Annotated in this window: 8 protein-coding genes and 2 pseudogenes; 9 read left to right on the top strand and 1 reads right to left on the bottom strand. The window is 62.3% G+C overall.

Going from position 1 to position 13,314, the window contains the following annotated elements; genetic code table 11:
- Nucleotides 1–213: 213 nt before the first annotated feature.
- The 7 genes from ACWC94_RS03145 (at nt 214) to ACWC94_RS03115 (ending at nt 9,401) form a co-directional block, all read left to right on the top strand.
- On the top strand, nt 214–618 hold the full coding sequence (locus tag ACWC94_RS03145) for a very short patch repair endonuclease (RefSeq protein WP_450794638.1): 405 nt from the start codon (nt 214–216) through the stop codon (nt 616–618).
- Nucleotides 619–675: 57 nt separating this feature from the next.
- Nucleotides 676–1,947 (top strand): DNA cytosine methyltransferase, encoded by a 1,272-nt coding sequence (locus ACWC94_RS03140; RefSeq protein ID WP_450794637.1) that lies wholly within the window; start codon nt 676–678, stop codon nt 1,945–1,947.
- Nucleotides 1,948–2,154: 207 nt separating this feature from the next.
- Entirely contained in the window at nt 2,155–4,752 is a 2,598-nt protein-coding gene (locus tag ACWC94_RS03135) for a Z1 domain-containing protein (RefSeq protein WP_450794636.1), read from the top strand.
- Nucleotides 4,749–5,783: a PD-(D/E)XK motif protein gene (locus ACWC94_RS03130; protein WP_450794635.1), complete on the top strand. Its 1,035-nt coding sequence runs from the start codon at nt 4,749–4,751 to the stop codon at nt 5,781–5,783. Before ACWC94_RS03135 ends, ACWC94_RS03130 begins: the two co-directional genes overlap by 4 nt.
- A 731-nt stretch (nt 5,784–6,514) precedes the next feature.
- A complete protein-coding gene (locus ACWC94_RS03125; protein WP_450794634.1) occupies nt 6,515–7,708 on the top strand; it encodes a hypothetical protein in 1,194 nt (397 codons plus the stop codon).
- Between the two features lie 83 nt (nt 7,709–7,791).
- On the top strand, nt 7,792–8,628 hold the full coding sequence (locus ACWC94_RS03120) for a hypothetical protein (protein ID WP_450794633.1): 837 nt from the start codon (nt 7,792–7,794) through the stop codon (nt 8,626–8,628).
- Nucleotides 8,625–9,401 carry a DUF6339 family protein gene (locus ACWC94_RS03115; RefSeq protein WP_450794632.1) on the top strand — a complete coding sequence of 259 codons (777 nt, stop codon included), beginning with the start codon at nt 8,625–8,627 and terminating at the stop codon, nt 9,399–9,401. Before ACWC94_RS03120 ends, ACWC94_RS03115 begins: the two co-directional genes overlap by 4 nt.
- A 62-nt stretch (nt 9,402–9,463) precedes the next feature.
- Here ACWC94_RS03115 and ACWC94_RS03110 read toward each other — a convergent pair whose 3' ends face one another.
- Nucleotides 9,464–11,434 carry an ATP-binding protein gene (locus tag ACWC94_RS03110; protein WP_450794631.1) on the bottom strand — a complete coding sequence of 657 codons (1,971 nt, stop codon included), beginning with the start codon at nt 11,432–11,434 and terminating at the stop codon, nt 9,464–9,466.
- Nucleotides 11,435–11,580: 146 nt separating this feature from the next.
- Here ACWC94_RS03110 and ACWC94_RS03105 point away from each other — a divergent pair.
- Nucleotides 11,581–11,784, top strand: a pseudogene (locus ACWC94_RS03105) (transcriptional regulator); the annotation flags it as partial.
- 74 nt (nt 11,785–11,858) lie between these two features.
- Nucleotides 11,859–12,972 (top strand): annotated as a pseudogene (locus ACWC94_RS03100) (serine hydrolase domain-containing protein).
- The last annotated feature ends 342 nt before the right edge of the window (nt 12,973–13,314 follow it).

Here is a 13,314-nt window from a genome sequence, read left to right as displayed (position 1 = left end):
AGCCGACGCGGGAGTGGAGCGCAGCGAAACGGGAGCGCCCTTGAGGCGGGCCACGGAAGCACGACAATGCCGAGAAGCGGGCGGCCTGGTCGGCTGCGTCTACGACTCTTGTTCCGAGACGCTTCCTGCCGGGCAAGCTCACTGCTCCGATCGCGCCGGCAGAATGCTGCCGTGCCACATGTAGTGCCCTCCTCCGCCGCTGTTTCAGCTCGCATGAGCCGACAAGGGTCGCGCAACACGGCGCCCGAAGTCGCAGTCCGCCGCCTCCTTCACGCAGCAGGACTGCGCTACAGAGTGAACCGGCCGGTGCCGGGGATGCCTCGGCGGACGATCGACATCGTGTTCACCAAAGCCAAGGTCGCGATCTTCCTGGACGGCTGCTTCTGGCACGGCTGCCCCGAACACGCGACGCATCCGAAGGCGAACGCTACGTGGTGGCGAGCGAAGCTCGACAAGAACATGGCGCGCGACCGAGAAACGACCGAGCATCTTGTTGCTGCAGGTTGGACAGTTCTGCGCTTTTGGGAGCACGAGGCGCCAGACGAGGTCACCAAAAAGGTGCGAGAGATCATCGAGAAGCAGCGATCCAATGCCTCGACGATCGAGACAGGCGAGTAACCGCCCGCCCGAAGTGACGGAGAGCACACGGCCCACCGCCGGCTACACTTCACCCCCATGACCAGCCCCCAAGCGCAGCACTCGCATCCCGGCGATTTCCACATGGTGGATCTTTTTGCCGGGCCCGGTGGGCTGGATGTGGCTGCACGGCTCCTGGGAGTCGAGAGCACCGGCATCGAGTGGGACGCGAACGCGTGCGAGACCCGCTACGCGGCAGGTTTGCGCACGCTGCACGCCGACGTCAGCACCGTTCGCCAACAGCGTTTCGCCGACCTCTCCCATGACTTCAACGTGTTGTCAGGAGGCCCTCCATGCCAGACGTTCTCCGTCGCCGGAAAGGGCGCCGGACGTCGAGCCCTGGAAGAGGTCAAGGGCTTTATCACGCGCCTGGTGGACGGCAATGAGTCGCCGGAGGTCATCGACAAAGAGTTGGCCGACCTGGGAGATCCACGCACTGCATTGGTCCTCGAACCTCTGCGTTGGCTGATGGCGGCCATTGAAGCGGACAAACCCTATGAAGCCATCATCCTCGAACAGGTCCCCACGGTTCTTCCTCTGTGGCAGGTCTACAAGGACGTCCTGGAGAGCGGCCGCCTGCCCAGAAATGTCAGGTATCAGGCTGAATGTGATGTCCTGAGGACCGAGGAGTACGGCGTCCCTCAATCACGGCGTCGGGCAGTACTCATCGCCCGTCTCGACCGCAAGGGCAAGGTCTCCCTGCCCACTCCCACGCATCACGCCTTCCTTCGCCCCAAGGCCGACGCAGCACCTACTCTTGACTCGGCCCTGGACCCGGATCCCGCCCATGACGCAGTCACCCGCGTACGCCACAGGCGCAATTGGGTATCCATGGGGCAGGCTCTCGCGTCGACCAGCAAGGAGTTGGGCCGCCCCGCTTCGTTCGTCGTCGTCTCCAACTACGGATCCGGCGGGGATCCCCGAAACCGAGGACGCCGCCTCTCCTCGGAGCCGGCGTTCACCGTCACCGGCAAGGTGTCGCGCAACACCGTGATAGCGGAGGACGGCCGCACGCTCCCCAGATTCACGATCTCCGAATCAGGCCTGCTTCAGACCTTCCCCCACAACTTCCCGTGGTCCGGAAGGGACCAAGCACAACAGGTCGGAAACGCGGTCCCACCCCGCTTCGGCGTGCACTTGATCGCCGCAGCGCTCGGACTGGACGAGGCGCACGTCAAATCCGCGCTTGCAAAGATGGACAGTTGGCCTGCCGTCTCACCTGAAGTCACAGAAGAACTACGGCGTTACGGCTGCGGGGACAGAAGTACTTGTCCACCTCGACCGCTGCATCCGTCAAGCCATCATCCATAGCGGCTTCTGGGTCGGTCATCGGCCGACCACCCACACGAGAGTCGAACTCCTTCTCGGAGGTCCTCATCTGCGACAGTGGGTAACGTAAGTCTCGTACACCGTTGTCGTATTCGATCCGCGCACTGCGGTGCGCGGATCGGCCCGAGGCACCTGTGAGGGACTGTGGGCGACCCACGCATGGACGCGGCATGGAAGCGCTTCCAGAGCATGATCGACGGCATGCTGCCGCACGAGGCGACGCAGCAACTGCACGACTTCTGCGTCCCCGACGACATCATCGAGGAGATGGTTCGGCGCCACGAAGCCTCGACGGCACGGATCGCCACGCTTGAGGAGCCCCTGGGCCTCGGGCGGGAGAACGCACTGCACTGGTATGCGGGACCACGCGCCGATGACAAGAACTGGCCGGCTTACGAGAAGCACCTGCTCCGCACTCTCGACTCCGCTGAGGTCAAAAAGATCGACGAGGCGTCGGACCGCGTGGTCGCAATGATGGACCATCCAGCCACACCTGCGTTCCGTTCTCGCGGCCTTGTATTGGGCCATGTCCAATCGGGCAAGACGAGCAATTTCAACGCCGTCGTCTGCAAAGCAGCCGACCGCGGCTATCGCATGTTCATCGTACTCTCAGGAATCACCAACTCCCTTCGCCGCCAAACGCAGACGCGCCTCATCCGGGACCTCGTTGATCTCAACCCTCCGCTGTGGCACCAGATCACCAAACCCGAACATGACTTCGTTCCACCCCCCAACGCCCAGTCGTTCCTTGCCTCCAAGGATCAGCGCCTCCTCCTGGTCGTCAAGAAGAACGGCCCAGTCCTGCGAAAATTGCGCGATTGGCTCGAAGAAGCGCGTGAGCAATTGGTGAATTGCCCAACCCTGATCATCGACGATGAGGCCGACCAGGCGACAGTCGCCACCAGAAGAATCAATCCTCTTATTCGGGATGTCATCGGGCGACTCACCAAAGTCTGCTACGCCGGCTACACCGCTACACCTTTCGCCAACCTTCTGATAGATCCCGCCAACCAAGAGGACTTCTACCCGAGGGATTTCATCCTCAGTCTGCCGCGCAGCGAGGCGTATCAGGGTCCGGAAGCACTGTTCGGCCGTAATCCCCTCGACGGGGAAGACCCGGCTGAGGTCCCTGGCGGGCGGGACATGATTCGAACCGTTGCACCCGCCGAGCTCAACTACCTTCGCCCCGCGAACAGGGCCGCCATCTCCGGGTTCACTCCCGGCATTACGCCATCCCTGCGGCGCGCTGTTCTGTGGTTCTGGTTGGCCACTGCGGCCCGACACTGTCGCGGACAGATCGACCAGCACTCGTCGATGCTGATCCATGCCCACTCCGATACCAGAGTCCACGACTCCTACGGCCCCCTGCTCGAAGCTCTGCGCACCGAAGTCGTACAAGGGTTGAGTGAGGGATCGGAAATCCTGCACGAGATGCGTCGGCTCTGGGAAGAGGAAGCAGTACGAGTAGACCCGAACGAGTGGGGAAACAGCGTCCTGGCTTACGAAGCGGTTCTGGATCGCCTGCCGGGTGTCGTCGCCACCACACGCGTCATCATGGACCACTATCGAAGCACGCACCGCCTTGACTACGACTCCGGCCCCGTGAACGTGATCGCCGTAGGCGGGAACACACTGTCCCGGGGTCTCACGCTGGAAGGGCTCGTCGTCAGTTACTTCGTTCGATCCTCGAACGTCTATGACTCACTCCTTCAAATGGGACGCTGGTTCGGATACCGGCCAGGCTACGAGGACCTTCCGCGGATCTTCATGCCCGACGAAACGCGACGATGGTTCACACACCTGGCGACCGTCGAAGCCGAGATGCGCCTCGACATCGACCGATATCTCACAGAGCATCAGAGTCCCCTGGATATGGCGGTAAGAATCCAATGTCATCCGAAGATGCGTGTGACCGCACCTTCGAAGTCCAGGGACGCGGTCCGTGCCGCCGCCTCCTACGGGGGGCAGTTGATGGAGACCCGGTATTTCCCTTGTCGGGAGACAGAGCACGACCAACAGTGGCACGCTGACAATGCAACTTCGGTACAGGAGCTCCTGAGGGCGTCACAGCGCGATGGCCGGGTCGACAGTCAGGTCTCACCTGGCCGGGCTCTCTGGCGAGAGGTCCCCATGGACCCGGTCCTCGACTTCCTGGGCTCCTATCGATTCCATCGCAATACGGTGGAGGCGGACCGGGACCTCGTGCGTGAATACATCAAACGACGCAACAAGTCAGGTGCTCTTCTTACTTGGAACGTCGGCGTGGTCGGTAACAAACCGGCAACCGGCCATGCACCCGTACTGCTGCCGAACGGACTCGTTGTCGGACGGGTGATCCGCACCCGACTCGGTTCGAACGCCGGCGACCCCGTCGCCGACATCAAGACGCTCACCGGTTCCCGAGACGAGGCTCTGGACCTCGAGATTCCCAAAGACGAGGGAAAGGTCAATCGCTCGCTGCTCCAACGGTTGCGAGTAAAACAGCAGGCAGATCGTGGGTTGATCCTCCTCTACCCGATCGACGCCGAATCCCCGGTGCCAACAAGGAAACGAAACGGTGTGGAAGAAGCTGTCCCGGGACGAGCCCCCCTGAACGCTCCCGGCGACGTCGTCTGGGGTGTCGCTGTCGTTTTTCCTCAGCCAACAGGAACTGACGCGACGATCGAATACGACTACCTACAGGCCGACCTGTCGAAGGTGTTTCCGTCCTCGGCCGAAGACGACATGGATGACGACGCCTCCGTCCTGGATTTGGACCTCGACACCTGTCCGGAGCACAGCGCATGACCGAACAGATTCTGCCAACAGCTTCCAAAAGACTACGAGAACTGCTGGAAAAACTGTGGGCACGCCTGGACGATGAAGCCGCCTCCACGGCGACCGGCGTACTACTCTCGGCAGAATTGCAGATATCGACCCCCGAGGGTCCGGTTCGTCTGGGCCGCGACTCGGACGGTATGCGGCACCTGTTGGTTCCCATGTCTGCCTCGGAACGGCTGGTTGACGACCAACGCAGTGCCGGCGTTCACCTCACGACTCGAACGCTCCTCCTCGGAGACGCGTTGCCGGTGCGCTACGCCGACGTAGCCTGCAAGCGGGCGGACCTGGCCGGCACATTCACCGGACTGATTGCTGACATCTGCTCGCGAATAGCCATCGAACCTCAAGGTCCGGCAGTCCAGATTGCTCGAGCACTGAGCTCCTGGCGCCTGTTGTTCGGAAGCGGGACGCAGAGGTGGACGGTTCCGCGCCTGGCCGGCCTCTTCGCCGAGCTCCTGGTATTTGAGCAGTTGTTGTCTCGCAATCCAAGCGCTGTACGAACTTGGCTCGGCCCCCTCGGATGTGCACAGGATTTCCGAAGTACTCATCACGCCATCGAAGTCAAAGCCTCAACTTCGATGAACGGCCGGGTCATTCGTGTGCACGGTATCGACCAGCTGGAAGCACCAACCGATGGAACGCTTGCTCTGGCCTGGTTCAGAGTTGTCGAGTCCTCGTCTCCAGCTGCCCGTACGGTCGTCGAAGTAATTGACTCCTGTCGCGCCGAAGCAGACGACCCCGGCCAGATCGATGCGCGCATGCTCGCCCTGGGGCTGGATCCGACGGATACCAGTTCAATCAGCGGAAACCGTTTCCTGGCTACCGAACGACGCTGGTACGAAGTAGACGATGCATTCCCTCGCATCATATCCACCAGCTTCGCACGCCGATCCTCCCCTGCTGGCGTAACAGACATCGAGTATTCGGTAGATCTCGACACCACGCCTGTCACCGCGGAGGCGCAGAGGGTGTTGGACAGACTGGGGGCGGATCTGTGACTGAAAGTGCCTGGTATGCGCAGCCCTTCCGTGCTGACGGCGGTATCACAGCCGATGGGCTCTTGAACCAGTTGGGACGACCAAGTCTGTCCAAGCTCACCTTGCTCGTTCGAGAGGCCGCTCAGAATTCGTGGGACGCACGTCTGCCGGAGGAGTCAGTCGTTCACTTTCGCCTCGACCTCGGCACCGTGGGTGCGGGTCACATCAGGGAATGGCGTCGGCTGTTCGACCCCGGTCTGTTCAGGGGAAGTGAGGAAGAAAGGTCATACAGCCACCTGAGTACAACCAACAGCCTTCGCTACTTGTCCATCTCTGACCGTGGGACACGTGGTCTTGCCGGCCCAACCAGGTCGGACGCGGGCCCGAGCGCGCGGCGCGAATGGCCTCGCTTTGTCCTCAACAGCGGCGATCGCGAGGGTTCCGGCGACGCTCCAAGCGGCGGGACGTTCGGGTACGGCAAAGGCGCCTTGTTCCGTATGTCCAAGGCCGGATGCGTACTGGTACATACTCGGTTCAGGGATGAAACCGGGTCCCTTCGGTCACGCTTCATTGGAATCATGATGCGTTCTGCGTTCTGGAAGGGAACCACTCGCTTCACAGGTAGGCATTGGTGGGGCGTTCCAGAACAGGATCACTGCGAGCCTCTGCACGATGCAGACGCAGATACAGCTGCACGTCGTCTCGGCATCAGGGGCTTCGCCGGAGACGATACAGGCACGACGATCGTCGTGGTGGATCCGGACCTGACTGATCCGACGTTGCCCGACACGGAACAGGCCGCCGAGCTCACCATGGAGGATGCCGGCATCTACTTGGCCGATGCGGCAGCGTGGAACCTGTGGCCCATCATGCTGATGGGACGCGAAAGGCAGATGTCCGTCACGGTCACGGCGAACGGCGTAGACGTCCAGGTACCCGGGCCGGATACCGACGCGACCTTGGCATTCTTCTCAGAGGCCTACCGTCAAGTCATCGACGGCTCAGGAGAAATGCTGATGTGTGGCAACCCCAAGAAACAGCTCGGCTTCTTTTCATCGCAGTTCACCTACGGTGCCGTCGTGGGTTCGCCGGCGGCCCGCGAACTCGGTCTCGAAGGTGCACCCCACCACATCTGTCTCCTCCGAGGCCCTGAGCTGGTGAGCCGGTACCATTCCGGACCCGAGCGATTGGCACCGGACTCTGGTTATGTCGGTGTCTTCAAGGTGACGGACGACCTGGACGGCACCTTTGCCCGTGCCGAGCCCCCCTCCCATGACGCGTGGGAATACCAACAGTTGAAGGGACGTGAGGCGACCTTCGTTCGGACTGCGGGGCGGAGACTGAAGGAGCGCTGCGATGTCCTGAGTGGCGCGCAGGCCAGACGGGCCGTAAAGGTAGGGCAGTACGCCATGGGCTCGGTGGCACAACGACTCGGCCACCTCCTGGCCGGCCCTGGAGGTACCGGAACAGCTGTACTGCATCAGATCTCACCTCATGGCACAGGGTTCGTGGGCCCAGATGGCGGAGGTCCGCTTCCCACCGGAAACTCTGGCGAGTCGGATCAGGGTGCCCGCTTCAATGGCCGGGATGTCGCCGAGCCGGGCTCTGTATCGGCCCCGAGCACCCCAAGGACTCGTAGACCAACTCTGACTGGCACCCCCATGTTCGACGTGATGTCCGGTCGGCCAGTTGTGGTCCAGCGCGTTCAACTGCATGGGCCTTCCTATGCGGAAGCACTGGTACGAGTACTCACGGGTGACGGCAGCACCGAAAACGAAACACCTACGGGCGCTGCAGTGCCTACGGTGCTGGGATGGCGATCGGCCGACAGCAAGTTCGTTCCCGGTGAAGTCCTGTACCACTCAGGGGGTGCTACCGAGGTGGAGGTCGTCATCACCGCGGTGGCAGACGTCCTTATCGACATCAGTGTGGTGGGGCGATCATGAGCATTCGCGTCTGGCCCTATCGCCGACCATCGGGGCGTGTCAGCGCTGAGCCGTGGAGACGCGACGATCCTGCCGGCTCTCCCATGCCGGTGGCTCTCCCGGCGTGGGACTACGCAACCGACGTCACGGTCACCCGATTGATACGAGTGAACCAGACAGGGGCCCGCGAGGACTGCGGTTTTCCAGCGGATGCTCCGTTGCGGCTCTGTGTCCGCTACTGGCCTTCCACCTCGCAGATACGCGTGTCAGTAGTACAGGAAGTCCTGCCCATTGGAGAGGACGCCGTCACCTCTGAATTGCATTTCACTGCGACCGGTACGGATCTCGGCGGAATGCTCACGGTAGAAACGACCCTGGAGCTGGCCAGCGATCTTCCGTATTCAGACCCATTCGTGGCCACCAGGTTGGGCTCCATTCTCTGGAGCGACCGGACTACGGTTCATCTGGAGGGAGCATCGGGGCTTCTCCCCGTTGCTCCTGTCTCCTTCCGAGAGGCCGGACTTCCCGAGTGCGCAGCTTGGTACGTGAGTATGGACAGCGGTGACTGGCAGCAGGCAGCGATGGGGAGCCTGCTCGTGCTCCTGAATGAGGACAACCTCACTGTAAAGCGGGCGATGAACGCTGAAGGGGACGAGACCTCTGCCGTTCTGTGGGGAATACTGGAGGCAGACATCGTTTCCGATCTTGTAGGCCGCGCTTTGGACGACGAGGCATTCACGGACGAGGAATCGGCCGGCGACTCAGACGACGAAGTGACCATGGCAGGACTTGTACGTGCCCTGATACGAACCTATCTGGCACGGCCTGGTGAAACCACGGAGCAGTCGGTCAAACGTCTCCGCGACGAGCGACGAAGGGATCCGTCACGATTCCGCGCCAATGTCCAAGCAGGTGTCAGATTCCCCAGGGAACATGCATGAGTCTCCTATATCCAAGGCTACTTCCGGGTGAGGCCGAACGCCGGTTCCGTCTCCTTCATGAGACGCCTGTCGACCAGCACGTGACCTTGGTCGCCAATCATTCCGCTCGAGCCGTCTACGCGGCAACTGGCGGGAGAAGAGCCACGAGAGAAGAGTTGGACGGACTGCGAAGCAGCGTTCTCCTCGCCGCTCGAGATCACGGCCACCCCAGCCCTCTTCGTCCGGCGTGGCGGAACTCTTTCGATCAACGAGTCGCCAGGATTCTGCATCAGCAGAGCGCGATGGTGCCGGGGGAGGCGGCGCAGCGCCAGGTCTGGGCGTTTCTCGCACTCATCCTGCTACCTGATGTGTGCGCGTGGCGCTGGCCGGCCGACGGACAGGGACGCTACACAGCCGACCGGTTCAAGGGAACCGACCTCACACGCCATGCTTTGGCTCGTCTCTGGACACGTGCCCACGTACTGCACGAGCCTCACACCGCCGATCCTTATGCACTCCTGTCTGTGCTCGGCGAAGCGGACCTCGATCAGATCATGGCCAGGCGTTCGGCCCTGGCCGGATCTCCGGCACTTGTCCGGGCCGTCGTTCGCAGCCACCGGGACGAAGCGGCGCACAAAGACGCATCGGTTCCGTCCCGCAAGGTACTACGCGAAACGCTTGTTCGACTACTGAGACTTACCGCGTTCGTGGATCTCGACGCCCAGTCCGACGACGAACTCGACCGCCTGATCCAGGCTGTCCGGCGCGATGCCCGTGCGGCTCTCATGCAGTGACGGTGTGTGTCCGGCCGGCGTTCTTGACGGGCACCGGCCGAACAGCGCCTCAACCCTGCCGGCTAGGCCGTCGCCTGCCGACCAGAACCCAACTGCTGCATACGCGGGTCGTCGGGTGCGCGATGGTACAAAATATCAAAGTAGTTCTGCCACTGCTTTCGAGCTCCTCGCAAGAGGCCCGCCCAGTCCGTGGCGTCCATGCCATCCTTTCGCAGGCTCGCAATCTTGCCCATCACATCCGCACTCTGATCAATCTTGTCGGCCACAAGGAGTCCCGACACAAGCTTGAAATCTGAGGTGCGAGCAATCGTCGCGTGACGCAACTTGGTTACGTAACGCTCATATCTGTTCAGATGATCCCAATCGACCTTCAACCCCGGTCGCATGAACTCTATGACGAGCAGCTGAGAACCCGAGGAGAGCACCAGGTCAACGCGAGCGTTCCAATCCCCGCCATACGCGACCTTCGCAATTTCATTGACAAGCCCCTCGATACCACGCTCGACACGAAACGTCTCCCACTCCGGTGAGATCAGCCACGGGTTTTCCGCGATGTAGTCCCGTACCTCCAGCTCCAAGGCACGTAGCCGCACACGCTCTTCCAAGCCAGTTATAAGGTTCAACTGACCCTTGACATGCTCGGCGGCGTGCAATGCGCTCATCACGCGCGACTCCGCGAGGATCGTCACCAATTTCTCGGCGTCCATCGACTCGGCCTGAGCCAGGTCATCTATGAGCTCCTTGAGACGGCCACCCTCCCAGGCCTGCAGTGTCGACTCGGCCAAGTCTGCGAACTGATCCTGGGTCAGCGACGGCACTTTCGCCAGCGAATTCAGGGCCTTGTCAACGATTCGGCGTTCATGCGGCTCCAACCTGCCAAGCCTCTGAGAAAAAGGTCGTACGCGGTTACGGATTGCATCCACTTTTCCTTGTGCGCGCAGATTCTGCCAGTGCCGAAGCAATTCTCGGACACGATTTTGCCCCCATTCAAGCAGTGGGCGTGACTCGTCAACGTCCCAATTGACACGCTGACGCTCCGTCGAAATCAAGTCCTTCGGCTGCTCGTCCAAGAAGTCGGCTTCTATGCGACCCGAAATATAATGCGTCCCCTGCTGTCCGCCGAGACCACCCGTGAGGTTGAAGAGAAAGGGCCGTTGGGCCAGTTTGTAGTGGCTGAAGACTGATACCCCGACCAGTTCCTCATCGGAGATGGGCTGCTCATAGAACACGAAACGCCAGCGAATCACATGCCCCGACGAAATTTCTTCAACCCCCCACTCTCCCTCGATCGTCAGGCCGTCCGGCGATTTTAGATTATGTTCACGATAAGCCTTGGGGAAGGAGAACTCGATTTTTTCGACCTGTTCTTCTTCGCCGATCGGTTCGTCGTTCACCCATACCTTGAACTGATCAGCACGTTCGAGGAGCAGGAACCGACGGGCCATACTGACACGGAATCGACTGGAATTCGGCGTCACCTTAAGTGTAAGGTCTTCGAGCGTAATCCTCGTGCCGTGAGCGTTCTTCCGTTCCTCAGATGGACCCTCATATGTCAGCACGTCAACCTTCAGTGGCTGGCTGTCCGCATAGCCGGCCGACTCGCCGATCAACTGCTCTGCATCCAGCCGGAAGACAGTACGCTCGCCAGTTTCCTTGCTGACCGTGTCGACCTGAACGAAGCGGGCGATGCCGAAGCCAGCGAACTTGCCAATTCCCTTCCTACCCATCATCGGCCGACCGAAGGGCGTTCTTTCCGTCCCTCTGTCCCGGCGCCTGTCATAGCCCACGTTGAGATAGCGGTCCTGACACTGACGCAGGGTCATTCCCTCGCCGTCATCCACGATCACGATCGATGCGTTCTCGTCTCTGACGTTCCCAGGTAGGGTCACCCGGACATCGGTCGCGTCCGCGTCCCAGGCGTTGGAGACGAGCTCGGCGATGGCCGCCACCGGCGACTGGTACATGTCGATGCCCAGGTGCTCGATGACCCTACCCCGGAAGCGAATCTCCAACTGTGGTGCTGCACCGGCCACTTCGACCCCCTCATAGGTGACAGAGTTAATACGATAAGCCGTATGAACGCTGCTGTCTCAAGGGCTCGACTCGCCTCAGGCGTTACGAGCCCAGCGGGGAGCCGCTGGGATCTTCAGGTCTTCAGACTCGTGTTCTGCCCGAGCCTGCCGAGGCCCGGCTGACCGGTGGTGACCTGGACGGAGCCGTGGACGCTGCGAACCAGGGCGCCCGGCTTCTCGAGGAAAAGGTCGGCTCCGTACGGGCGGTGGACCCTCTGAAGGAGTTCTCCTTGCGGCTCGAACCACACAAGTCCGTGCCGTCCGTCAGGGAGTTCCGCGAACGTCTTCAAGCACTGTCCGCCGGGTTCTGACAGCGGTCGCCCCCGTCCGCCGACGGCGAGCCCAACCCGTCGAAGCCGACGGGCGAAGTGCCGGGATGGGCGGTATGACGAGGATCGACGGCGAGGTCGAAGCCGGGTTCGAAGCCGTGCGCGAGGCGTTCGCGGAGAACTTCACCGAGCGCGGGGCGGGGTCGCGGATTCCGACACGTCTCGTCCATGGGCGCGGGACACCATGCAACTGGTCTATTCAGCGACGAAGGGGACAAGCGCGGCGGCAGCACATCTGCTGGTCCAGCGCGGATTGCTGGACCTGGACACCCCGGTGGCCGAGTACTGGCCCGAGTTCGCCGCGATGGGCAAGGCAGAGATTCCGGTCCGTCTGTTGCTGTCCCACCAAGCCGGCCTGGTGGCATTGGACCGACCGGTACCGTTGGCCGAGGCGTTGGCGTGCATCCGATGACCGCCGCGCTGGCCGCTCAACGTCCGGTGTGGGCTCCGGGAACCGCACACGGCTATCACGGCAGGACCTGGGGCTGGTTGGTCGGCGAGGTGATCCGCCGGGTGTCGGGACGTATGCCGGGCCCCTTCTTTGCCGACGAGATCGCTTCACCCCTCGGACTGGACTTCTTCATCGGACTTCCCGCAACTGAACGCGATCGTGTCAGCCGCATGGTTTTCCGTAAGCCGGACCTCGATCTCACCACTCTGCCACCCGGGTCGATCCCCGAGGAACTTCACGAGCAAGTCGCGGCCTGGCGCAACCCGGACTCGCTCAGCAACAGGGCGTACGCCGTCACCGACCCGGCCGAAATCGACTTCAACCTGCCCGAGGTTCAGGCCGCGCAGCTTCCTGCCTCCAACGGCATCGGCACCGCCAGGTCACTCGCACGCATGTATGCCGCGTTGATCTGCGAGGTGGACGGTGTGCGCTTGTTCGCCCCGGAAACCCTCGCATCGGCGACCAGGGAGCAGGCAAGCGGGAAGGACCGGGTGATGCTGGTGCCGAGCCGATTCAGCGCCGGATACATTCTGCCGACCGAGACCAACCCCATGACCGGACCGAGTGCCTTCGACCACACGGGGCGGGGCGGCTCACTCGGTTTCGCCGACCCTGAACACGGCATCACCTTCTGTTACGTCACGAACCACATCATCAGTGGTTGCGGCGACACACGTCCACAGTCCCTGGTCGACGCAGTTCGGAAGTCACTGGCTTGACGTACCTCCGACGTCGCGGAGACGGTGTCGAGGATGCCGTCGGCGGCGAAGGTGCCGTAGGGCCGCCCCCTGACACGGCTCGCTCCGGCACGGGGAAGAAGCGAGCGGGCAGCCGGGGAAAGTGGGCGGCTCGGCAAGGTTGGGCCCTTGGGGCGGCTGCGTTCGCGGCGGCGGCCGGGGTGCAGGGGCGTCTCGCTTGCATGCCAGGGCGTTCGGCGGCGGAGGGCGGTCGGTGAGGGGCTGGAAAGCGGTCACTCGGGGCGTCTTCCGGGGTCCGCGCTTGGTGGTGCCCCAGGGGCCGTGCCGCCGGCGGGGCGAGCACGGGCCCTGGGGACTTCGAGT

It is taken from the genome of Streptomyces sp. NPDC001135 (assembly GCF_053598395.1).
This window is presented reverse-complemented; position numbering and strand designations above follow the sequence as displayed.

What these genes read in the sequence shown, in the direction of transcription:
- ACWC94_RS03145 (WP_450794638.1), top strand. Translation starts at nt 214, where the DNA reads ATGAGCCGACAAGGGTCGCGCAACACGGCGCCCGAAGTCGCAGTCCGC.
- ACWC94_RS03140 (WP_450794637.1), top strand. Translation starts at nt 676, where the DNA reads ATGACCAGCCCCCAAGCGCAGCACTCGCATCCCGGCGATTTCCACATG.
- ACWC94_RS03135 (WP_450794636.1), top strand. Translation starts at nt 2,155, where the DNA reads ATGATCGACGGCATGCTGCCGCACGAGGCGACGCAGCAACTGCACGAC.
- ACWC94_RS03130 (WP_450794635.1), top strand. Translation starts at nt 4,749, where the DNA reads ATGACCGAACAGATTCTGCCAACAGCTTCCAAAAGACTACGAGAACTG.
- ACWC94_RS03120 (WP_450794633.1), top strand. Translation starts at nt 7,792, where the DNA reads ATGCCGGTGGCTCTCCCGGCGTGGGACTACGCAACCGACGTCACGGTC.
- ACWC94_RS03115 (WP_450794632.1), top strand. Translation starts at nt 8,625, where the DNA reads ATGAGTCTCCTATATCCAAGGCTACTTCCGGGTGAGGCCGAACGCCGG.